Source organism: Tardiphaga sp. 813_E8_N1_3 (genome assembly GCF_051811025.1).
Lineage (GTDB): Bacteria > Pseudomonadota > Alphaproteobacteria > Rhizobiales > Xanthobacteraceae > Tardiphaga.
This window is the reverse complement of sequence record NZ_JBPWQE010000001.1, coordinates 414540-437681: the sequence shown is the minus strand read 5'-3', so window position 1 is coordinate 437681 and position 23142 is coordinate 414540. Positions and strand designations below refer to the sequence as shown.

Annotated in this window: 22 protein-coding genes; 9 read left to right on the top strand and 13 right to left on the bottom strand. The window is 61.4% G+C overall.

The features are described 5' to 3' along the window. Positions 1-5: 5 nt before the first annotated feature. From AB8A33_RS02075 to AB8A33_RS02055, 5 genes are all read right to left on the bottom strand, one after another. On the bottom strand, positions 6-764 hold the full coding sequence (locus AB8A33_RS02075; RefSeq protein ID WP_439091229.1) for a metal ABC transporter ATP-binding protein: 759 nt from the start codon (positions 762-764) through the stop codon (positions 6-8). Then, a complete protein-coding gene (locus tag AB8A33_RS02070; RefSeq protein ID WP_439091228.1) occupies positions 761-973 on the bottom strand; it encodes a hypothetical protein in 213 nt (70 codons plus the stop codon). Before AB8A33_RS02070 ends, AB8A33_RS02075 begins: the two co-directional genes overlap by 4 nt. A gap of 90 nt (positions 974-1063) precedes the next feature. Then, positions 1064-1438 carry a fluoride efflux transporter CrcB gene (gene crcB, locus AB8A33_RS02065; protein ID WP_439091227.1) on the bottom strand — a complete coding sequence of 125 codons (375 nt, stop codon included), beginning with the start codon at positions 1436-1438 and terminating at the stop codon, positions 1064-1066. Between the two features lie 170 nt (positions 1439-1608). Then, on the bottom strand, positions 1609-2208 hold the full coding sequence (locus tag AB8A33_RS02060) for a superoxide dismutase (RefSeq protein ID WP_093757222.1): 600 nt from the start codon (positions 2206-2208) through the stop codon (positions 1609-1611). 128 nt (positions 2209-2336) lie between these two features. Then, the gene (locus AB8A33_RS02055; protein ID WP_439091226.1) at positions 2337-3578 is read right to left on the bottom strand and encodes an MFS transporter; all 1242 of its coding nucleotides are present in this window, start codon (positions 3576-3578) and stop codon (positions 2337-2339) included. A gap of 116 nt (positions 3579-3694) precedes the next feature. Here AB8A33_RS02055 and AB8A33_RS02050 point away from each other — a divergent pair, with 116 nt between their 5' ends. After that, positions 3695-4219 (top strand): GNAT family N-acetyltransferase, encoded by a 525-nt coding sequence (locus AB8A33_RS02050; RefSeq protein ID WP_439091225.1) that lies wholly within the window; start codon positions 3695-3697, stop codon positions 4217-4219. A gap of 144 nt (positions 4220-4363) precedes the next feature. Beyond that, positions 4364-4807 carry a DUF2147 domain-containing protein gene (locus tag AB8A33_RS02045; RefSeq protein WP_439091224.1) on the top strand — a complete coding sequence of 148 codons (444 nt, stop codon included), beginning with the start codon at positions 4364-4366 and terminating at the stop codon, positions 4805-4807. 15 nt (positions 4808-4822) lie between these two features. Here the strand turns inward: AB8A33_RS02045 and AB8A33_RS02040 are convergent, their stop codons facing one another. The 5 genes from AB8A33_RS02040 to AB8A33_RS02020 form a co-directional block, all read right to left on the bottom strand. Next, positions 4823-5974, bottom strand: a complete 1152-nt coding sequence (locus AB8A33_RS02040) for a DUF3095 domain-containing protein (RefSeq protein ID WP_439091223.1) — start codon at positions 5972-5974, stop codon at positions 4823-4825. Between the two features lie 91 nt (positions 5975-6065). Further along, positions 6066-7370, bottom strand: a complete 1305-nt coding sequence (gene glnT, locus AB8A33_RS02035; protein WP_439091222.1) for a type III glutamate--ammonia ligase — start codon at positions 7368-7370, stop codon at positions 6066-6068. 39 nt (positions 7371-7409) lie between these two features. Next, on the bottom strand, positions 7410-8741 hold the full coding sequence (locus tag AB8A33_RS02030; protein WP_439091221.1) for an FMN-binding glutamate synthase family protein: 1332 nt from the start codon (positions 8739-8741) through the stop codon (positions 7410-7412). Next, a complete protein-coding gene (locus tag AB8A33_RS02025; protein WP_439091220.1) occupies positions 8741-9427 on the bottom strand; it encodes a protein glxC in 687 nt (228 codons plus the stop codon). Before AB8A33_RS02025 ends, AB8A33_RS02030 begins: the two co-directional genes overlap by 1 nt. After that, entirely contained in the window at positions 9427-10320 is an 894-nt protein-coding gene (locus AB8A33_RS02020; protein ID WP_439091219.1) for a class II glutamine amidotransferase, read from the bottom strand. Before AB8A33_RS02020 ends, AB8A33_RS02025 begins: the two co-directional genes overlap by 1 nt. Before the next feature lie 135 nt (positions 10321-10455). Here AB8A33_RS02020 and AB8A33_RS02015 point away from each other — a divergent pair, with 135 nt between their 5' ends. Further along, positions 10456-11118: a helix-turn-helix domain-containing protein gene (locus AB8A33_RS02015; protein ID WP_439091218.1), complete on the top strand. Its 663-nt coding sequence runs from the start codon at positions 10456-10458 to the stop codon at positions 11116-11118. A gap of 3 nt (positions 11119-11121) precedes the next feature. Here AB8A33_RS02015 and AB8A33_RS02010 read toward each other — a convergent pair whose 3' ends face one another. The 3 genes from AB8A33_RS02010 to AB8A33_RS02000 all read right to left on the bottom strand — a co-directional run bounded on the left by AB8A33_RS02010 (position 11122) and on the right by AB8A33_RS02000 (position 13720). Further along, positions 11122-12084 (bottom strand): GlxA family transcriptional regulator, encoded by a 963-nt coding sequence (locus tag AB8A33_RS02010; protein WP_439091217.1) that lies wholly within the window; start codon positions 12082-12084, stop codon positions 11122-11124. A gap of 48 nt (positions 12085-12132) precedes the next feature. Then, positions 12133-13389: an aminopeptidase gene (locus tag AB8A33_RS02005; protein ID WP_439091216.1), complete on the bottom strand. Its 1257-nt coding sequence runs from the start codon at positions 13387-13389 to the stop codon at positions 12133-12135. Positions 13390-13483: 94 nt separating this feature from the next. Next, entirely contained in the window at positions 13484-13720 is a 237-nt protein-coding gene (locus tag AB8A33_RS02000) for a ribbon-helix-helix domain-containing protein (RefSeq protein WP_439091215.1), read from the bottom strand. Positions 13721-13914: 194 nt separating this feature from the next. Here AB8A33_RS02000 and AB8A33_RS01995 point away from each other — a divergent pair, with 194 nt between their 5' ends. The 6 genes from AB8A33_RS01995 to ytfQ all read left to right on the top strand — a co-directional run bounded on the left by AB8A33_RS01995 (position 13915) and on the right by ytfQ (position 23059). After that, a complete protein-coding gene (locus tag AB8A33_RS01995) occupies positions 13915-15471 on the top strand; it encodes a methyltransferase domain-containing protein (RefSeq protein WP_439095832.1) in 1557 nt (518 codons plus the stop codon). 439 nt (positions 15472-15910) lie between these two features. Next, positions 15911-18388: a nitrite reductase large subunit NirB gene (gene nirB / locus AB8A33_RS01990; protein WP_439091214.1), complete on the top strand. Its 2478-nt coding sequence runs from the start codon at positions 15911-15913 to the stop codon at positions 18386-18388. 2 nt (positions 18389-18390) lie between these two features. Further along, positions 18391-18735 (top strand): nitrite reductase small subunit NirD, encoded by a 345-nt coding sequence (gene nirD / locus AB8A33_RS01985; RefSeq protein ID WP_439091213.1) that lies wholly within the window; start codon positions 18391-18393, stop codon positions 18733-18735. A gap of 48 nt (positions 18736-18783) precedes the next feature. Beyond that, positions 18784-19605: a formate/nitrite transporter family protein gene (locus AB8A33_RS01980; protein ID WP_439091212.1), complete on the top strand. Its 822-nt coding sequence runs from the start codon at positions 18784-18786 to the stop codon at positions 19603-19605. A 70-nt stretch (positions 19606-19675) separates the two neighbouring features. Next, positions 19676-21394: a protein kinase domain-containing protein gene (locus AB8A33_RS01975; protein ID WP_439091211.1), complete on the top strand. Its 1719-nt coding sequence runs from the start codon at positions 19676-19678 to the stop codon at positions 21392-21394. 699 nt (positions 21395-22093) lie between these two features. After that, positions 22094-23059 (top strand): galactofuranose ABC transporter, galactofuranose-binding protein YtfQ, encoded by a 966-nt coding sequence (ytfQ, locus tag AB8A33_RS01970; RefSeq protein ID WP_439091210.1) that lies wholly within the window; start codon positions 22094-22096, stop codon positions 23057-23059. The last annotated feature ends 83 nt before the right edge of the window (positions 23060-23142 follow it).

Here is a 23142-nt window from a genome sequence, read left to right as displayed (position 1 = left end):
GTCGATCAGGCCGCGCGCGAATGTGCGGGATCGACGACGCAGGTACCCGCGCCATCGTCGAAGGCCTCACACATGCGCCGTGCCTCCAGCAGGTTATCCGCCGTCAGCACCTGCTGGGTCGGTCCCCAGGCCACGGAGCCGCGCGCCAGCAGCAGCGTCTCCGGGAAATGCGCGCGCACCATCTCCATATCGTGCAGCGCCGCCAGCACTGTACGCTTTTCTGCGTGCCAGTGACGCACCAGCGCAATCAGATCCGCCGAAGTCTTGGTGTCGATCGCATTGAACGGCTCATCGAGCACGATGACGCGTGCGTCCTGCAACAACACCCGCGCAAACAGCATGCGCTGCATCTGGCCGCCCGACAGCGTGCCGATATTGCGGTTCTCGAATCCATTGAGGCCGACAGAGGCGAGCGCCTGTCCTATTTGCGCACGCGCGGTCTTGCCAAGGCCGCCGAATATGCCTGTCGCGCGCCATAGGCCAGTGCCGACGAAATCGAACACCGAGATAGGGAACGTGCGGTCGATATCGACGCTCTGCGGCAGGTAAGCGATGTCGCGCGCCTTCAGGTCGCCAAGTGTGATCGCGCCCGTCAGCGGCTTCAGGATGCCTACGATGCCGCGAAACAGCGTGGACTTGCCGGCGCCATTGGGACCGACCACCGCCAACAGGCTACCGGCCGCGATCTCCCCATTGAGGTGATGCACGGCGGGATGACGGTCATAGCCCAGTGTGACGTTCTGGAAAGCGAGCTGTGCCGTCATGACGGCCTCATCGCCAGCAGAACCACCGCCCAGAGTGCTACGGAGACCGCCAGAGCGGCACCGAGCCTGGCCGGTAATGTCATGCGCAGAATCGACCAAGGCGCTGGCTGGGCCGGATGCGGGCTTGCCGGGCCATGGCTGTGGGTATGACCTTGGCCGTGCGCGTGACCATGGGAATGGTCATGACCGTGGGAATGGGACTGCGCCATGAATTCGGGCCTGGCCAATGAACATCGGGCGCCAGAAGCGCCTGACACTCATTTATGTTATATTATAACATACCGCAAGCCCGGGAGAGTTCAGGCGAAATGGCGGACCAGCGCCAGACCGGCAAAAAGCCCGGCAATCGACAGCACTACCGACCCCAGCACATAGGCCAGAGCGAGACCCAGTTCGCCGCGCTCATAGAGCACTGCCGTATCCAGTGAGAAGGCCGAAAAGGTCGTGTAGCCGCCGAGAATGCCGGTCATCAGGAACAACCGCCATGGCTGCGAGGCCTCGCCCTTGTAAGCGAGATAGCCGGCGATCAGGCCCATCACCGTGGAGCCGGTGATGTTGATGATGAAGGTGCCCCACGGGAACGCTGTCCCCATGCAGCGGGCGCAGGTCATGTTGATGACATGACGCAAGGTGGCGCCAAGGCCGCCGCCAACAAAAACCAAAACATAATTCATCGAACACCCGCTGCGCTTGGTGGCTCACGTCATTCCGTTCTGCCGCAGCGTGTCTGCGACGGCAAGCCGCGGCAAGCCGACCAAGACGCAAAAACGTCAAGACAACGAAAAAGGGCGGCAGCTTGCGCCACCGCCCTTCCCACACGTCATTAAACGTAAATCGAATGCGATCAGACGGCCTTGCCGAACTGCTCGTCGACATATTCCCAGTTCACGAGGTGATCGACGAACGCCTTCAAATAGTCGGGACGACGGTTGCGGTAGTCGATGTAGTAGGAGTGTTCCCAGACGTCGACGCCGAGGATCGGGGTCGCGCCATGAACCAGCGGGCTTTCGCCGTTGGCGGTCTTGGAGATTTCCAGCTTGCCGTTCTTGACCGAGAGCCAGGCCCAGCCGGAGCCGAACTGGCCGACGCCCGCAGCGGCGAAGTCGGTCTTGAACTTTTCGAGACCGCCGAGATCCTCGGTGATCTTCTTCTCCAGACGGCCGGGCAGCTTGTCGCCACCGCCGTTCGGCTTCATCCAGTTCCAGAAGTGGAGATGGTTGTAGTGCTGACCGGCATTGTTGAAGAGCGCGGCATTCTTGCCGAACGAGCCCTTCACGATCTCTTCAAGCGATTTACCTTCGAATTCGGTGCCCTTCAGCAGGTTATTGCCGTTGGTCACGTAAGCCTGATGGTGCTTATCGTGATGGAATTCCAGCGTTTCCTTCGACATATGCGGCGCGAGCGCGTCATAGGCGTAAGGCAGGTTGGGAAGCGTGAAGGTCATGGGTCCAGATCCGCAATAATGGGAGAGTTGGCTTAACGGGAACCCTTATAGAAGGTTCCGGCCGGCTCCGACACTCCCATCTTCGCGATCTCGATCGCCTGCGATCCCGATCGCTTCCCCCTCCGCGATCAGGCGGCACTCGGCATCGCAGCGGGGACCGCATCGCGTCGCACCGGTGGCTTCACATTCATCAGCATCTGGAAGCATCCGGCGACCAGCCCGATCACGACGGCGAATTGCCACGCACGGTCGTAATTGCCGAGATGCGAGAAGATCATTCCACCACCCCAGGCGCCGAGGAAAGATCCTGCCTGATGGCTGAGAAAGGCGATGCCGGTGAGTGTCGCCATGAAGCGCAACCCGAACAGCTGCGCAACGAGGCCGTTTACCAGCGGCACCACGCCGAGCCACAGCGATCCCAGCACGGCCGCGAAAATCATGGTCGTGGTCGGCGTTGCCGGGAAATAGAAGTAGGTGGCGAGCGCCAGTGAGCGGGCGATGTAAATTCCGCCGAGCAAAATCTGCTTCGGATAACGGCCGCCAAGCCAGCCAAAGGCGTAGGAGCCGAATACGTTGAACAGGCCAACCAGCGCCAGCGCCGTCGCACCGAGCGATGCATCGAGGCCGCAGATCGCCAGATAGTTCGGCAGATGCGTCGTGATGAAGACAAGCTGCAGGCCGCAAACAAAGAATGACAGCGCCAGCACGATATAACCGGAATGGCCGAGTGCGGACTGCACCACTTCGCTCATCGATTGCGGTGCCTCATCGATCGCCGCGTGCTCGATCTTGTCGGACTGGCCGGCAAACAATGCGGCCGGGACCATCACGGCAGCCAGACCAAGGAAGCCGATCAGCGCGACCTGCCAACCGGCGGTCGAGATCAGCGTCTGCGCCAGCGGCGAGGCAATGACGAGGCCGAGCGAACCAGCGGCCGACACCGCGCCCATGGTGACGCTGCGCTTGGCTGCCGACACACTGCGCGAGGCCACCGTCATGGTCATGCTCGATGCCGTGCAGGACAGCGCGAGGCCGACACACAGGCCGGCGCCGAGGGTGAAAACCAGCGGCGTGGTCGCGACCATCATGAAGACGAGGCCGGCCGCATAAATCAAAACGCCGATAATCATCACGTGACGGGTGCCGAAACGATCGGCGATGGCACCGATGAAAGGCTGCGAGATGCCCCAGATCACGTTCTGCAAAGCGGTGGCCAGCGAAAAATCGGCCGTGGTGATGGCGGTGTCGCGCAGAATCGAGGGTTGAAACAGGCCGAAGCTCTGGCGCATGCCCATGGCCAGGCTCAACAGCGTCGCCGCGCCGGCCAAAATCGCCCAGCGCTGGTATTTGGAGAGCTCCGCCTCGGTCATTCCAACGTTTCCTTGATCCCTAGAATATTATTCTCAGATAAGCACCGGATTCGACAGGTTTACTACCCTCGGACCGACCTATAAGGGCTGCACAAAGCGCAGAGGTGGCGACCGAAATGAGCATCGAAATCGAGATTGTGACCGGCGATGCCTCATGGCCGAGCGTCAAACCGCTGTTCGACCTGGTTTGGCCGCGCGAGGCCGTCGAGAAACTGCCCTGGGGACACGTGGTCTTCGCCTATCCCGAATTGCGGGTCATCGTGGAGGACGACGGACAGCCGGTCTGCCATGTCGGCCTGTATCGGCGCGAAGGCATATGGAAGGATCGCAAGACGCGGATTGGCGGCATTGGCGGCGTTGTGACGCATCCCGACTATCGTCGTCGCGGGCTGGCGAGCCTGGCGCTCACCGCCGCGCTCCATACGCTGAAAGACGAACGCGCCACCGATTTTGCGCTGCTGTTCAGCGAACCGCACAATGTGGATTTTTACACCCGCCGCAACTGGAAGCCGTTCATCGGCGAGGTCTATGCCGAACAGAGCGGCGAACGCGTGCGTTTCGATATCATGACGCCACTGGTCTCCTACCTGAAGCGCGCACCGCATGAAGGCGAGATGGACCTCTGCGGATTGCCATGGTGACCCGTGCCGGTCTGCTTGAGCGAACTGCGTCAAATTGAATCTATCATGATCATTTGAGACGCTGAGTAGCCTCAAACGCAGCGCCGCGGCATTGCACAAATCCCATTTCTTGTTATGCAGACCGCCTGATCCGAGGAGACACGCATGGCCGCCAGATTCACCGTTATGATCGCATTGCTGGGTGCGGTGTTCGCAGGCTCCGCTGCGCAAGCCCAATCGGGCGGCGAGGCGACGGGCGTCTGGCAGACCCAGGCCGGCGATGCGCAAGTGCGGGTCAGCAAATGCGGTACCATCCTGTGCGGCACCATCGTCTCGCTGCGCGACAAGATCGATCCGCAGACCGGCAAGCCGCCGATCGACGACAAGAATCCCGATCCCTCGTTGGCCAAGCGCTCGATGATAGGCGTTCACCTGTTCTACGACATGCGCTCTACCGGCGCGAATACGTGGTCGGGCCGGATCTACAATGCCGATGACGGGAAGATCTATACAAGCAACGTCGCGCTGACCGGTCCGAACACGCTCAAGGTCGAAGGCTGTGTCGGCGCATTCTGCGGTGGCGAGAACTGGACCCGCGTCGGCCGATAACTCAGTTCGCTTCTCTCAGACTGACATGGCCTTCAATGCGGTGGCCGCCGAGGCATAGCCGCCGCGCGCTCCATCGATGAAATGGACGTGATCGCTGCGGATGGCTGACGGCGTGAAACACGTCATCATCGCCGCATCCTGCCGATGCAGGCCATAGCGTACCGTTCCTTCCGAGGCCGCCGCAACAAGACGCTGCTCCAGTGCGCGTTCGAGATCGGGCGTGCAATCCAGAATCATGCGCAGGCTGTCATCATATTTGCGGAAATCCGAATTCTCGACCAGTTGCTGCACATAGGTCTTCGGCACGAAGCCGCCGACGCTGATGCCGAAGCGCATCACGACATAGACGAACAGGGTTCGCATGAGCACCCGTATGCGAAAGCGCGCCAGCGAGTTAGCTCCTCGGCCGGCCAGAATCTCATAGCCCAGCCCTGCAGGCGGCCACCTCAACACTGGACCGCCGGCAGGCACGGGACGGCCCGCATTTGGACTGCGTTCGACCAGCGCGATAATGTCCTCGATGACGCAACGAAATGCGGATGTATCGGCTCCCGCTGCAGCCGTCACCAGCACCGACAGAATCAAACCATGTGCCGATGGAATTTCCTCGAAACGACATGAGAGCCCGGAGAGATCGGGATAGGTCCCGACAGGTGCCGGCGTCACCGCGAATTCGCCGCGCTTCATCGCGGCCTCTGCCCAACCCAATCCGCCACCGGAAAACATCGCATAAGACACGTTCTTCGACGGACCGAAGCGCGCCACGCGCACATCGAGCCCCTGCGCACGGATGTCTTTAATCGGCACCAGGGCCACGCGCATCACGAGATCGAGATCGTGCTTCACCCAGGTCGCCGTCGCCGCCAATGCCCCGCGGGCGCGATCCAGATCATCCGGCGAGACCGCGAAGCTTGCGCCATCGCCGCCGAACACGAACGGGAATTCGCGGCCGTCCAGCGCATTGGTCACGGCCGCGATGACGGCAGCGCCGGCCATGTTGACGGCCTTGTAGCGCTGTTCGGCGATGGCCTTGGTGGATTCCACGATATCGGCGACGCCGATGATCCAGTCATCCGGCAGCGGCTTGTACAATGCCGGGTCCATCACCCGGTTGAAACCGTAAAATATTGAAATGCCGTCGTAAAACGCGCTGACGCCGGTCGTCATGGTGCGAAATGATCCTGCGGCAACGTTGCGTCAACCCAATGACGCTCCTGAGTCAGGACTCATAGCACGCAATTTCGACGGACGTGCGGTATCAGCAGTCTAAAGTCGTCTGCCGCTCCCATTCGGTGAGCTGACGACAGTGCTCATTCCAGTCGCTGTGTTTGAGCTTGAGGTACGACCCGACCACGACCTCTCCGAGCTGCGCCTTCAACACTTCGGATGCTTCAAGCGCGCGCAGGGCGTCTAGCAGGTTGAGCGGCAATTGCTTCACCTTCGTGGTCGCGTCGCGCTCGGTATACATGTTGATGTCGAGCCGCGGACCGGGATCGCGGCCATTGGCCATGCCGTCGAGGCCAGCGGCCAACAACGCCGCGGGCAGCAGATACGGATTCACCGCACCGTCGGGCAAACGGAATTCGAAACGGCCCGCATCGGGAATGCGGATCATGTGGGTGCGGTTATTGCCACCATGGGTCACCGTGTTCGGCGACCAACTCGCGCCGGACAGCGTGCGTGGCGCGTTGATGCGCTTGTAGGAATTCACCGTCGGATTGGTAATCGCGCAAACCGCGTCGGCCGAATGCACGAGACCGCCGATGAAGTGATAGGCGGTCTTCGACAGACCGAGTTCACCGGCCTCATCTTCAAATACGTTCGATCCGTCCCTGGTTGACCACAGCGACGCATGGACGTGGCAGCCATTGCCGGTGAGATTGGCGAAGGGCTTCGGCATGAAGGTCGCCTTGTAACCGTGCTTCTCGGCAATCGACTTGACCATGAACTTGAAGAAGGCGTGGCGATCGGCCGTCTTCAGCGCGGTGTCGAATTCCCAGTTCATCTCGAACTGGCCGTTGGCGTCTTCATGATCGTTTTGATAGGGCTTCCAGCCGAGCGTAATCATCGCATCGCAGATTTCGGCGACGATCTCGTAGCGCCGCATCAGCGCCTGCTGGTCGTAACACGGCTTGGCCTGCTGATCGGCGGGATCGGAGATCGCAGTACCATCCGGCGAAATCAGAAAATATTCGCACTCGACGCCGGTCTTGAGTTCGACGCCCTGCTCTGCGGCCTTTGCGATCAGGCCTTTCAGCACCTGACGCGGATTCTGCGCCACGGGCTTCCCGCCCATATAGAGATCCCCGGTGACCCAGGCGACGCCCGGTTTCCACGGCAGCAGCGTCAGCGTCTCCATGTCCGGCACCACGAGGACGTCTGGATCGGCGGGCGTCATGTCGAACCAGGCGGCGAAACCGGCAAAGCCCGCGCCGGATTTCGCGACGCTGTCCATCGCGGTCGCCGGCACCAACTTGGCGCGCATGCCGCCGAACAGATCAACAAAGGCAATGAGGAAATATTTGAGGTCGTGTTGCTTGGCTAGTTCGGTCCAGGTCGTCATTGACACGCGCTCCGAAGATCATCCAGCCATAACGGCTCGTTAGATATTGCTGCCAGGAATCCAGTTCGTTCCGGCGAGAGGGACTCTCGCCATCGCCGCCGACTCCATTGTCAGCGCCACCAGATCTTCCGGTTCAAGATTGTGGACATGGCTCTTGCCGCAGGCGCGCGCGATGGTCTGCGCCTCAAGCGTCATCACCGACAGATAGTTCGCAAGCTTGCGCCCGGCGATCACGGGATCGAGGCGCGCGGCCAACAAAGGATCCTGCGTCGTGATGCCGGCGGGATCGCGACCTTCGTGCCAGTCGTCATAGGCGCCAGCCGTGGTGCCGAGCTTCTGGTACTCGGCTTCCAGCGCCGGATCGTTATCGCCGAGCGCGATCAATGCAGCCGTGCCTATTGCTACCGCATCCGCGCCGAGCGCGAGACATTTGGCGACGTCAGCGCCGTTGCGAATGCCGCCGGAGACGATGAGCTGCACCTTGCGATGCATGCCGAGATCCTGCAGCGCCTTCACCGCCGGCGGGATCGCGCACATGGTGGGCAGCCCAACATTCTCGATGAACACATCCTGCGTCGCCGCGGTGCCGCCCTGCATGCCGTCAAGCACGATGGCATCGGCGCCGGACTTCACCGCAAGCGCAATGTCGTAATAGGGGCGCGACGCGCCGACCTTCACATAAATGGGCGTGTTCCAGTCGGTGATCTCACGCAGTTCCTGTATCTTGATTTCGAGATCGTCAGGCCCGGTCCAGTCCGGGTGCCGGCAGGCCGAGCGCTGATCGATGCCGACAGGCAAACGGCGCATACCGGCGACACGCTCGGTAATCTTCTGGCCCAGCAGCATGCCGCCGCCGCCGGGCTTGGCGCCCTGCCCGACCACGACCTCAATGGCATCAGCCTTGCGCAGGTCGTCGGGGTTCATGCCGTAACGCGAAGGTAGTACTTGATAGACCAGCAGATCGGAATGGCCGCGTTCTTCCGGCGTCATGCCGCCATCGCCTGTCGTGGTCGATGTGCCGACGGCCGATGCACCACGACCGAGCGCTTCCTTCGCCGGACCCGACAGCGCGCCGAAGCTCATGCCGGCGATGGTGATCGGAATCTTCAGATGGATCGGCTTCTTCGCAAAGCGCGCGCCGATCACGACATCGGTGGCGCATTTCTCACGGTAGCCCTCCAGCGGATACCGGCTGATCGAGGCGCCGAGAAACAGCAGATCATCGAAATGCGGCAGTTTGCGCTTGGCCCCGGCGCCGCGGATGTCATAGATGCCGGTCGCGGCCGCACGGCGAATTTCCGCAATGGCTGCATCATCGAAGGTCGCGGACTTGCGCGGCGGCGTGTGGATCCAGCGGTCTTGCGCGCTCATCAGTATGATCCGACGTTATCGATGTGGAAGTGATAGAGCTTGCGCGCCGAGCCATAGCGCTTGAACTCGTCGGGACTGACGCCTTCGACGCCCGCGTCATCCAGCAGCTTCTTCAGCTCAACCTTGTGTTCGTCCTTGAGCGGCTTCTCGACGCAATCGGCGCCGAGGCTCGTGACAGTGCCGCGCACGAAGAGCTGCGCTTCATAAATGGAATCGCCGAGCGCTTCGCCGGCATCGCCGAGCACCACGAGCTTTCCGGCCTGCGCCATGAAGGCGGAGAGATGGCCGACCGAGCCCTTCACGACGATATCGATACCCTTCATGGAAATGCCGCAGCGTGCCGAGGCATTGCCGTCGATCACCAATAGGCCACCATTGCCGCTGGCACCCGCTGCCTGCGACGCATCGCCGGTGACATGGACGCGGCCAGACATCATATTCTCGGCCACACCCTGTCCGGCATTGCCGCGCACGGTGACGCGCGCCTGCTTGTTCATGCCAGCGCAGTAATAGCCGACGTGTCCATCAATCTCGATCTCGACTGGAAAATCGAGGCCTACCGCGATATTGTGTTGGCCGCGCGGATTCGTGACGGTCCAGTGCGTCTCGTTGGTGCTGGGTGTCAGCTGATGCAGCGCGCTGTTGAGCTCACGCAGCGGCGACGAAGCGAGATCGACCGTGGGCATCAGTGACGCTCCCACAAATAGACTTTGGCGGGTTCGGGCTCCCAGACCTTGGCGACGTCGATGCCCGGCAGATCGACCAGCGCACGATACTCGGTGCCGAAGGCGACCCAGCGATCGGTCTCGGCCATCACGGCGGGCTTGCAAGCAATGGGATCGCGCAGCACGCCGAAGCCGGTCTCCGTGCCGATAACGAATGTATAGAAGCCATCCAGCGCGGCGAGTGACGAGGTCATCGCATCCTGTAGCGATGCGCCTGCCGCCATCTGCGAACTGATATAGCCTGCGGCGACTTCGGAATCGTTTTCGGTGCGGAAGGTCACGCCCTGGCGGATCAGCTCGCGGCGGACGTCGTTGTGGTTTGACAGCGAGCCGTTATGGACGAGGCACTGGTCGGTACCGGTGGTGAAGGGATGCGCGCCATTAGTTGTCACGGCGGACTCAGTTGCCATGCGCGTATGACCGACGGCATGGCTGCCGGTCATCGCGTTCAGGCCGAAACGCTTCGCCACATCGGCGGGCAGACCGACTTCCTTGAACACGGCCATGCGCTTGCCGCGCGCAACCATGTCGACGTCTTTCATGCCGAGGAGCGCAGATGCGATAGCAGCCTCGCGATCGGTGGGGATGCTGACGACGGCGTGAGTGTCATGCACCTGATACGCAATCGGCGCACCGGCGACCTTGCCGAGCGACGCCATCAATGCCGCGAAATCGTAGGAGGGCGCAGCGCGGAGCGTCAGCTTGATCTGGCCGTTATCGCCATCGCCATAGACCGCAAAGCCCGCGGAGTCGGGACCGCGATCGCTCAACGCTTCCAGCATGCCGGACAGCAGCCTGCCGAGCTCGGGTGCCAGTCTTTGATCTTTCAGAAACAGACCCGCAATGCCGCACATGACCCGCGTCTCACTCGTTGAATGCGCGTGGACCTTGCCCGAAACAAAACCGCCATGTCAACCACAGAGAAAATTGTTTTCCTGACAGGAAATATCGCTATTGTCGAGAAATCGACCCATGCAGGAAATGCCCCCGTGAAAGCGAAACCGAAGACAACGAAATCATCGCCCGCGCGATCAAAGCCGGAGGAGTTGCGCACCGGTTCGAATGCGCCGCTGGAAGTCGGTGGCTCGCTCGAATCCAAGATCGGCAACGAAGTGCGGCAGCTCCGCAAGGAGCTGGAGCTGACAGTGGCCGAGCTCAGCACATCGGCGGGTATCTCGACCGGCATGCTGTCAAAGATCGAGACCGGCAGCATTTCGGCGTCGCTGGGGACGCTGAATGCACTATCGAAAGCGCTGAACGTGCCGATCTCCAGATTCTTTCGCGAGACCGAGGAAGAGCGCGATTGCTCTTTCGTGAAGGCCGGCACAGGCGTCAAGATCGAACGACGCGGCACCAAGTCCGGCCATCACTATCAATTGCTCGGTCAGTCGATCCATGGCGAGCTCGGCGTCGAGCCCTATCTGATCACACTGAACGAGGACGCCGAGGCCTATAGTAACTTTCGTCACGCCGGCGTCGAGATGATCTACATGCTGACAGGCAAGGTGCGTTATCGCCACGCCGATCAGACCTATCTGATGGAGCCCGGCGACACGCTGTTCTTCGACGCAGCCGCGCGGCACGGCCCGGAAGAACTGGTGAAGGCGCCTATGACGTATCTGTCTGTGATTATTTATCCGCGGCGGAGCTAGGTCTTACTTCGCCTTACTCTTGCCCGGCATCCGGTCTTGCGACGGCGACACCTCGAAGGCGCCGCGATAGAGACGCGCGAAATGGCTGGCGCTGGCGAAACCACACTCGGCTGATATCTCCACCACCGGCATGCTGGTCTGCTGCAACAGCGCCCGCGCCTTGCCAAGACGCAGCGTCAGATAATGCTGTTCGATGGTCACGCCCAGATGCGCAGTGAACAGCCGCTCAAGCTGTCGCACGGACACGCCGGCCGCCTTCGCCAATTCATCGCGAGGCGCAGGGCTCGCGAGCCGACGCTCCATCACCGTGATCGCCGAGAGCACGGCGCGATTACTGGTGCCTAGGCGCTCACGCAATGAAATGCGCTGGCTGTCATCGCCGAGCCGCACCGCTGTCTGCAGAAACCAGTCGCTAACTTTCGCCGCCAGCGCCTGGCCGTGGTCGCGGCGGATGATCGCATGCATCATGTCGAGTGCGGCAACGCCGCCTGCGCAGGTCAGCCTTTTGCCGTCGATTTCGAACAAAGTACGCGTCGGCTCGATCTCGGGAAAGGCCTCGATGAACGCATCGAGATGTTCCCAATGGATCGTGCAGCGGACGCCATCGAGAATACCCGCTCTGGCGAGAATGAAGGGTCCACCGGACACGCCGCCGATGGCGCAGCCAGAGCGCGCGAGGCGACGCAGCCACGCCAGCGTCTTGGCATCATCGAAACCAGCGGGATTGCCACCGGCGCAAACCAGCACCGTATCGTAGCGCACGCTGTCGGCAATGGTATGATCGGACGCCACCGACAATCCGTTCGACGCCAGGATCGCGTCGGCGCCGGTCGAGATCTGCAGCCACTGATACAGTTTCTTGCCGGCCAGCACATTGGCGGCGCGCAACGGTTCGATCGCCGACGCGAAGGACATCAGCGCGAAGCCGTCGATCAGGAGAAAGCCGACGCGGTGAGGCTGGGCCATAGATTTGAAGACTCAGTTTCCGCGCCCGTTCAGATCATTGCTGCAGCGTTACGCCCACTCGCCCTTGCGGAACACCGGCACACGACGGCCGTCGGTGTGGACGCCGTCGATGTCGATCTCGCCGGAGCCGATCATCCAGTCGATATGGATGAAGCTCTTGTTGCCGCCTTGCGCCGCGATCTGCTCGGGCGTGAGATCGCCGCCATTGACGAAGCACTTCGAATAGCACTGGCCGAGCGCGATATGGCAGGCGGCGTTCTCGTCGAACAGCGTGTTGTAGAACAACAGTCCACTCGCCGAGATCGGCGACGAATGCGGCACCAGCGCCACTTCGCCGAGACGGCGCGAGCCCTCGTCTGTGTCGAGCACCTTGTTCAGCACTTCCTCGCCGCGCGAGGCCTTGGCCTCGACGATCTTGCCGTCCTCGAAGCGTACCGCAATGTCGTCGATCAGCGTGCCTTGATAGGATAGCGGCTTGGTTGATCGGACATGGCCGTTGACACGCGCGGCATGCGGCGTGGTGAAGACTTCCTCGGTCGGGATATTGGCGTTGCAGACGATGCCGTTCTTGGCCGTCGATGCGCCGCCTTCCCATTCATGGCCATCGGCGAGGCCCACCACGAGATCGGTACCTGGCCCGGTGAAATGCAGCGCACGAAAACGCTGGCCGTTCAGCCATTCGGTGCGGCTGCGCAGCGCGGCATTGTGCTTGGCCCAGGCGGCGATGGGATCGGCATTGTCGACGCGCGACGCCGCGAAGATCGCATCCGCAAGCTTTTGCACGGCAACGTCGTCCTCGTCGCCGGGAAACACCTGCTTGGCCCATGAGAGCGTCGGATAAGCGATGATATTCCAGTTGATGTCGAAGCCGGCGATCTTCTGCAGCGCTGGCTGATAGGCGATGGAGTTCGCCTTGCTGGCGCGCGAGACCTTGGCCGGATCTTCGTTGGACAACAGCATCGGATTGTCGCCGACGATGGCGAGGCGCGCGGTGTTGTTGCCGAGCGCCTTGGCCATGCCCTCATAGAGCCAGCCGGCGGCGCGATCGAACGACACATCGTGGCCGTAGCGATAGCGCGCCAGCGTCATCTCTTCATCGGAGAAGAACGGCGTCACCAGGCCTGCGCCGGCCTTGTAGGCATGTTCAGCGATCTTGCGCACCAGCGGCAGCGCCGCGGCGGGGCCGGTCAGCAACAGATCCTGCCCCGGCGCCAGTTGCAGCCCGACTTTCACGGCGACTTCGGCCAGACGGTCGAGCTTCACGGGATCGATAGGGGTGGACAAATTGCGCTGGTGAACGGTCATGCAGAGGCCCTGACTGATGTGGAAGTGGCTGGACCCGAATGTAGGCGCAGATGCGCCTTGCCGCCAGACGATCCGCTGCAGGCCTGCCGGACGCTTAGGCCGGCTCGGGCTGCGGGACGAGAGCCCGGTAATGGGCCAGTGCGTAAAGCCTGATCGCTGAGGACAGGTTGTTTTGCTGTCGGTTCTTGTCGATCTCGCCGACGAGCTGCGACATCGTGATCCGGCGCATGCCGGCGATCTCTTTCAGCGCCGTCCAGAATGCCTCTTCGAGGCTGACGCTCGTCTTGTGACCGGCGACGACGATCGATCGCTTTACGACGGGTGATTTCACCGCGCCTTCTCCATTTCCACCCAGTGATCGGTTTCTTTTCAGCCAGCTTATACGGATTGGAAACTGCGGCAACAGATCAGATCATCCGACCTTAGACGAGTACTCGCGCACAACCGCATGATCACGACACAACCTCTACGGAACGATCGATACCTTGCCTTCGCGGCGCGCATTGAGCAGAAGCAACGTAGCGCATAACTTCGGATTCGAATTTCCTGACTGACTCGACGGATTCCACGACGCTCGCACTTCCGGACGCCCGACACGTCGCCGATCAGATCGATCGCTGGACGCGCGAGCACGCCGCTTTTGCACTGCTCATCGAACAGGCTGACGATACAAGCGCGGCGCTGCGGCAGTTTGCATCGATCAGCCGCAATCATGGTCAGAACGATACGGCTATCGATGCGCTTCGTGCTGCACTAGCACTGACGCCGACGGATGTTGCTGCGTGGCGCGCGCTTGCGTCGGACTACCAGTTGAGCGGGCGCGACGAACTGGCTATGGCATGTGCGCGACAGGCGCTCGCCATCGATCCGGACCACGCGACGACATGGCTGCAATATGCAAGCCTCGCCTACCGGCTGCAGCGTATCGATGATGCCGAAGCGGCCTATCTGCGCGCTCTGTCCCGCGATGCTTCGCTTGGCGACGCTCATCTCGGCCTGGGCGTGCTGTATCTCAGCTCCCGCCGTCCCGAGCAGGCGATTATGCATCTGCAACACGCACTATCCTGGGGCGGCATCGATGCGGTCACGCATCTTTGCCTCGGACAGGCCTTCTATATGGCCGGCCGCTTCGGCAAGAGCGCCGATGCCTTGGCAATCGCAAACGGCTTTGTGCCGCTGGAAGGCGTGACACTGCGTCTCTACGCCCGCGCGCGTACCTTTGCCTCGATGCTGGACGGCGATGTTCACGGCGCCATCGCCCGCTACCCGACGCTTGCGGGACAAGAGATCGAACCACTGGACGAGGTCTTGCGCACCGCATTCGCGCTGTTCAGCGCCTATGGCATGCACGAAGCCGCTGCCACGGTCGGACGTCTGCGACTGGAAGGCCAGCCGGACGATCCTGTGCAGCGCTACTTGCTGGATGCCGTCGGTGGACAGACGCATGACCGCGCACCGGCAGCCTATGTCGAGGCGCACTTCGATGAATTCGCCGAAGGATTCGATGGCAAGCTTGTGGACGTTCTCGGCTACAAGGTGCCGCAGCAACTCGCCGACATGGTTGCATCCTGCCGACCGACACTTGCGACCATCCTCGATCTCGGCTGCGGAACGGGACTGGCTGCAGAGCCGCTCGGCCGATTCGGCGCACGGCTGACCGGCATCGACCTGTCGGAAAAAATGATCGCCGTCGCAGCCCGGCGGAACGCCTACGACGACCTCGTCAAAGCCGATGTCATGAGCTATCTCGCGGACAGCCCGCGCAGCTTCGATCTCGTCTTCGCTGCCGATCTTCTGATCTATCTCGGCCGGCTCGACGAACTCATCGGCCTGATTGCACGCACGCTCCCTGCAGGCGGCCTCTTCGCAGCGAGCATCGAGCGCGCGGATCACGGCGACTTCACGTTGCTCTCGTCTGGCCGGTTCGCCCATAGCGAGACATATTTCGAGGCCTGCGCCGGGAGGGACTTCGAGGTCGTGCACAAGGAAAATTCCGAGCTGCGCCTCGAAGCCGGGCGCCCTGCCCTCGGTACGCTTTACGTGCTGCGTCGCCGTCGCCGGCTGAGCAATGAGAACGGCTAGCTCACCACCGCAACAATCCACCAATAAATTGACGAGATATTCGCCAAGCGCGCGTCGGCCGTCGAACCTGTGGTCTGCACAGATCGGGAGCCATCTCGAACCTGAAGCGCGCCGCACAAGATTTAATCATCTGCCTATGAAATCAGTAATGCCGCTCGTTTTAACGGCATGATTGATCTGCGACAGCGGAGCTCATTTAGAAATAGTCGAAAAATCAGAATGTTAGACGTCAGACATATTGGCACGCCGCTTGCTAATAATATTTGCGTCAATGATGACCGCCGTCCGCCGGATGCTGAAACCGCTGTTGGTTTCAAGCGCAGGGACACAGCTCGCTTCCTGATTGTCAGGTGCGGAGCGGTCATCGTGACTCCATCCCTACCGGGTTTGGTGAGCGAGTCCCTGTTTCCGATCGTCAGCGGTCCAAACAGGTTTGCACATGCTCGATCAACCGAACGCAAAGAAGCAGAAGCTCGTCATCCTCGGCAACGGCATGGCCGCCGGCCGCGTCATGGACGAACTCTTCGCGCGCGCTCCAAACCGCTACGACGTTGTGGTGTTTGGCGCGGAGCCGCGCGTTAATTATGACCGCATCATGCTGTCGCCGGTGCTCTCCGGCGAGAAGGCATACGACGACATTCTGATCCACACCGATGAGTGGTACGCGACCAACAAGGTTGATCTCAGGCGCGGCGAACTCGTCGTCGCGATCGATCGCATTGCGAAAACCGTCACCACGCAGTCCGGCGCGGTCGAAGCTTATGACACGCTGATTATCGCAACCGGCTCCAAGCCGATCCTCATTCCGGTACCCGGCGCGGAATTGCCCGGCGTCGTCACCTATCGCGATCTCGACGACGTTAACTTGATGCTCGATGCAGCCGGCAAAGGCGGCCACGCTGTCGTCATCGGCGGCGGCTTGCTCGGCCTCGAGGCCGCAGCCGGCCTCGCCATGCGCGGCATGACAACGACCATCGTCCATCTGATGCCAACACTGATGGAGCGCCAACTCGATCCCAACGCCGCTTATCTGTTGCAAAAGGCGATCGAGGCGCGCGGCATCGAGGTGCTGACCGGAGCCAACACAGCAGCCATCCTCGGTGACACATGCGTCGATTCAGTCCGGCTCGACGATGGTCGGACCCTGCCGGCCGATCTCGTCGTGATGGCGGTCGGCATTCGCCCTAACACCGTGCTCGCCAAGCTCGCCGACCTCGCCATCAAGCGCGGCATCGTCGTGGACGATCACCTACGGACCAGCGACGACAACATCTATGCGGTCGGCGAGTGCGTCGAGCATCGCGGCCAGTGCTACGGCCTTGTCGCGCCCCTGTATGACATGGCGAAGACACTCGCGGCGACGCTCGCCGGCGAGACCGTGGACGGCTATGTCGGTTCGACCACCTCGACCAAGCTGAAAGTCACCGGCGTAGATCTGTTCTCGGCCGGCGATTTCGCCGAAGGCGACGTCAAGGATGAGATCGTGCTTCGCGATCCTGCCCGCGGCATCTACAAGCGTGTCGTCTTGCGCGACGACCGCATCATCGGCGCGGTACTCTATGGCGATACGGCCGACGGCTCGTGGTATTTCGACCTCCTCAAAAAGAACGTCGATATCGGCGCCATGCGCAACGCGCTGATCCTCGGCCAGGCCTATCAGGGTGGCGTTGCACTCGATCCGGTCGCTGCTGTCGCAGCGCTGTCCGACGATGCCGAAATCTGCGGCTGCAACGGCGTCTGCAAGGGCGCGATCACGCAGGCGATCACCGCCAACGGCCTCACTACCCTCGACGACGTGCGCGCCCGCACCAAGGCATCGGCCTCCTGCGGCCAGTGCACGGCGAAGGTGGAATCGCTGCTCGCAGCCACACTCGGCGACAACTACTCCGCCGCCGGCCGCAAGCCGATGTGCAAATGCACAGACCTCACCCATAGCGAAGTCCGCGGCTTCATTCTCTCGAAGGAGTTGAAGTCCGTACCCGCCGTAATGCAGGAACTGGCATGGAAAACCTCGTGCGGCTGTCCATCCTGCCGCCCGGCGCTGAACTATTACCTGCTCTGCGCATGGCCCGGCGAATATGCCGACGATGCACAGTCGCGCTACATCAACGAGCGCGTCCACGCCAACATCCAGAAGGACGGCACCTTCTCCGTTGTGCCGCGCATGTGGGGCGGCCTGACCACCCCTGACGAATTGCGCGCCATCGCCGACGTCGCCGATCGCTTCAAGATTCCGACGGTGAAAGTCACCGGCGGCCAACGCATCGATCTGCTGGGCGTGCGCAAGGAAGACCTGCCCGCGGTGTGGGCGCAGCTCAACAGTGCCGGCCTCGTCTCCGGCGCGGCCTACGCCAAGGGCCTGCGCACGGTGAAGACCTGCGTCGGCTCCGAATGGTGCCGCTTCGGCACGCAGGATTCGACCGGCCTCGGCGTCAAGCTCGAGCGCTTTATGTGCGGCTCATGGGCGCCTGCGAAGGTGAAGCTTGGCGTTTCCGGCTGCCCGCGCAACTGCGCGGAATCCACGGTGAAGGACATCGGCGTGATCTGCGTCGAATCCGGCTACGACATCCACATCGCCGGTGCGGCAGGCCTGCATGTCCGCCAGACCGATCTGCTTGGCCATGTCGATACGGAGGACGAGGCGATCGAATACATCGCCGCCTTCATGCAGATGTACCGCGAGGAAGCGGGCTATCTCGAACGCGTCTGGAAGTGGGTCGAAAATGCCGGCCTCGACAAGGTACGCGCGGCGATCATGGATGATGCCGACAACCGTCGCGCGCTGCTGGCGCGCTTCGAGAAATCACAGCGCGCGGTCCGCAAGGATCCCTGGGCCGAACGCGCCGCCGGCCGCGAACAGCATGAATTTACGCCGCTCACAACACTCAATTCGATTATAGCCGTCCCGGCAGAATGAACATGACAATGGTCCCATCCAACGACTTCTGGTTCGACGTCGGCCCACTGCGCGCGATTCCGCAACGCGGCGCGCGCACGGTGAAGACTCCACGGCGCGAGATCGCGGTATTCCGCACCGCCAGCGACGAGGTGTTCGCGCTGGAAAATCGCTGCCCGCACAAGGGTGGTCCGCTTAGCGAAGGCATCGTGCACGGTCGCAAGGTCGCCTGCCCGCTGCACAACTGGATCATCAACCTCGATGATGGCGAAGCCTCGGGCGCTGACAAAGGCTGCGCGCGCAGCTTCCCGGTCAAGCTCGAGAACGGCCGCATCTATCTCAATATGAGCATCGCCGCCGCCCCATAAACGCGCGGCGCGTCACATCATCTCATTCCCAAAGGAAGTTTTCAGACAATGGCCTATCTCGTCCCTTCAGAATTCGTGACCAAGATGGTGGATGCCGGCGAATCCAAGATCTTCATGTCCACACGCGACACCATCATCCGTGCCTTCATGGCCGGCGCTATCCTGGCACTCGCCGCGGTGTTCGCCGTCACCGTCACGGTGCAAACAGGCTATCCGATTATCGGCGCAATCCTCTTCCCGGTCGGCTTCTGCATGCTCTATCTGCTCGGCTTCGACCTGCTCACCGGCGTCTTCGTGCTGACGCCTCTGGCGTTGCTTGACAAGCGCCCTGGCGTCACCGTCGGCGGCGTGCTGCGCAATTGGGGGCTCGTCTTCATCGGCAATTTCATGGGCGCGATCATCGTCGCCATCATGATGTCAATCGTGTTTACCTTCGGCTTCTCGACACCGCCGGACAAAGTGGGTCAGGTGATCGGCCATATCGGCGAAGGCCGCACGCTTGGCTATGCGCAGTATGGCGCAGCCGGCATGCTGACGCTGTTCATCCGCGGCATGCTCTGCAACTGGATGGTCTCAACCGGCGTGGTCGGCGCGATGATCTCAACGACCGTCAGCGGCAAGGTCATCGCGATGTGGATGCCGGTCATGGTGTTCTTCGCGATGACGTTCGAGCATTCGATCGTCAACATGTTCCTGTTCCCCGCCGGCCTGATGCTCGGCGGCAAGTTCACGATCATGGATTACATCATCTGGAACGAGATTCCGACCGTGCTTGGCAACCTCATCGGCGGCCTGACCTTTACCGGCCTGACGCTGTATGCCACACACATCAAGACAGGCCCGAAACGCACTGCTAGTCTCGCCCGCTAAGCTGATCCGCAATCCTCGCAACACGACGCCTCGGCTTCTCCAGCTGGGGCGTCCTCTTGGTGCGTGACCCATGCCGCGTGAACTGACAATCTCGGTCGGCCAATATTCGGACAAGGGCCGCAAGGACACCAATCAGGATTTCCACGGCGCCCTGATTCCGATCGAACCGCTACTGAGTATCAAGGGCATTGCCGTCGTCATCGCCGACGGCATCAGCAGCAGCGCGGTCAGCGGCGAAGCCAGCGAATCTGCGGTCAAATCGTTTCTCACCGACTATTACTGCACATCCGAATCCTGGTCGGTGAAGACATCAGCGCAACGCGTCATCGCGGCGACCAATTCGTGGCTACAATCCCAGACCCAGCGTGGCCGCTACCATTACGACAAGGATCGCGGCTATGTCTGCACCCTGAGTGCAATGGTGATACGCGCACGCGCAGCGCACATCTTTCATATCGGCGATTCCCGCATCTATCGCGTATCGGACCGCGCACTCGAGCAACTCACCACCGACCATCGCGTCATAACCTCATCCGAGCAGAGTTACCTCGCCCGCGCGCTTGGCGTGAACCCGCAAATCGAGATCGACTATCAGGCGCTGCAAATCGACAATGGCGACGTCTTCATCCTCGCCACCGATGGCGTCTATGATTTCGTCGGGGCGCGCTTCATCACTTCAGCGATCGCCGATCACTCCGACGATCTCGACGCCGCCGCAAAGTTGATCGTCGATGAGGCCTATGCGCAGAACAGCCCGGACAACCTCACCGTGCAGATCGTGCGAATCGATGCGGTGCCGGATGGCGAGGCCAGCGACATTCTGATGTCGCAATTGCCGCTACCGCCGCTGCTTGAAGCCCGCATGGCGTTCGACGGCTACAGGATCATACGCGAACTGCACGGCAGCAGCCGTAGCCATATCTATCTCGCGGTCGACGTCGAAAGCGACGAACAGGTTGCCATCAAGATTCCGTCGATCGATCTGCGCGACGACCCCGTCTATCTCAAGCGGTTCATGATCGAGGAATGGGTGGCGCGGCGCATCGACAGCGCGCATGTGCTGAAGCCATGCCGGCAGTCGCGCAAGCGCAACTACCTCTACATCGTCGCCGAATTCATCGAAGGTCAGACGCTGAAGCAGTGGATGCTCGACAATCCGAAACCGGATCTGGAAACCGTGCGTGGCATCACCGAACAGGTCGCGCGCGGCTTGCAGGCGTTTCATCGGATGGAGATGATCCATCAGGACATCCGGCCAGACAACATCATGATCGACAAGACGGGTACGGTGAAGATCATCGATTTCGGCTCTACCCGTGTCAACGGCGTTGTAGAAGCTGATTCACCCGGCAAACACAGCGACATTCTCGGCACGCCGCAATACACCGCACCCGAGCTGTTTCTCGGCAAGCGCGCCACGTCGAGTTCCGACCTCTATGCGCTTGGAATCCTGACCTATCAGATGCTGTCCGGAAAGCTGCCTTACGGAGCGGAGGTCGCGAAGGCGACGACGCCCGCACAGCACCGCAAGCTGCGCTATCGATCTCTGCTCAACGATGCCAGCGATATCCCGGAATGGATCGACGGCGTGTTGCGCAAGGCCGTGCACCCCGACCCGGCGAAGCGCTACGACGAACTCTCCGAATATGTTTACGACCTGCGCAACCCGAAGGCGGAGTTTCTCAATCCGCCGACTATGCCGCTGCTGGAGCGCAATCCGAACATGGTGTGGAAGGGCCTGTCGTTGCTGCTCGCCATAGCTGTCGTTGTGTTGCTGGCGAGGCGCTAATGGCATCGCGAGCGCCGTCCTTCTATCGCCCGCCTCGCCGACCACTTCCCATCCGGCGCAGAGCTCCAGGATCGAACGCAGACCGGATCGGACGACGTCGTGGTCGTCGGCGATCAGAATGCGAACCGCTGGCAGGCCGTTGAGCAAGCCGACCTCCGATTAAGGCCGCGAGGTACGGGAGATTAACGAGATCCAGGTGTTCCCCGTATTCGTGCAAACCCTAAAAATGAGGCCGCCCCCCAAACGCCGACCGCATCATTAAGCAGCGGGAAGGACTGCGGTTGCCGAGGACAACGGAATGGGCACGAAGACCACCGTGCCCTTGCCCGATGAGCGGATTTTCAGGCAGCCGCCGAACTGATACGCGCGAGCCCGCATTCCGGAGATACCGACACACTTACCAAGTTTAGTTGCGGGGAGCGCAACCACCGACACCGACATTCCGATCACATCGCGATCTGACGGGGAATAATCCTCGCGTCCCGAATGCAGAGTACCTTCGTCAAACTATTGATACTGCTGGCTTAACAGAGACTACGCAGATGAATTTCAAGCGATAGCCGCGACCTGCATGAGGTTTTGTCGACCGTTAAATTAGTCAAATAATATGACTAGTCGTCCGTGACGCGGCATGCCATGTTTCGATACCGCCAAGGGCTCGCAGAAGCGCTACGGCGATAACAACGGGAGAGACCGCTCATGCGCAAGTCGATCACGACCTTGCTTGCCGCTACTGCCATGGCAGGCTTTGCTTTCCACGCCTCAGCTGCCCAACTGACCATCGGCTTCTCGCAGATCGGCTCGGAGTCCGGGTGGCGGGCCGCTGAGACCACCGTTTCGAAGTCCGAAGCCAAGAAACGGAACGTCAATTTCAAGATCGCCGACGCCCAGCAGAAGCAGGAAAACCAGATCAAGGCGATCCGCTCATTCATCGCGCAGAAGGTCGATGCAATCTTCCTGGCACCGGTGGTATCGACCGGCTGGGATTCGGTGTTGAAGGAAGCCAAGGACGCCAAGATCCCGGTGGTGCTGCTCGATCGCGACATCGATCCGTCGGGCAAGGAGCTGTATCTCACCGCCGTCACCTCGGACAGCGTGCATGAGGGCAAGGTCGCCGGCGACTGGCTGGCCAAAACCGTCGGCAACAAGGCCTGCAACATCGTCGAGCTGCAGGGCACCGTCGGCGCCAGCGTCGCCGCCAACCGCAAGAAGGGTTTCGATACCGCCGTCGCCAAACATGCCAACCTCAAGGTGGTCCGCAGCCAGACCGGCGACTTCACCCGCGCCAAGGGCAAGGAAGTGATGGAGAGCTTCATCAAGGCTGAGGGTGGTGGCAAGACCATATGCGCAGTCTATGCGCATAACGACGACATGATGGTCGGTGCAATCCAGGCAATGAAGGAAGCCGGGTTGAAGCCGGGCAAGGATATCCTCACCGTCTCGATCGATGCGGTGCCGGATATCTTCAAGGCGATGGCTGCCGGTGAAGCCAATGCCACGGTTGAATTAACCCCGGACATGGCGGGACCCGCCTTCGACGCGATCATAGCGTTCAAGGACAAGGGCACCACGCCGCCTAAATGGATCCAGACCGAGTCGAAGCTCTACACCGCGGCCGACAACCCGCAGAAGATTTACGACAGCAAGAAAGGCCTCGGCTACTGAGGCCGACCGCTGAAACACGGTGCCGGCGGCGACAGCGCCCCGGCCGCCATTTCGTCCCACGTCGATGGGTCGCAGGCCTGGCG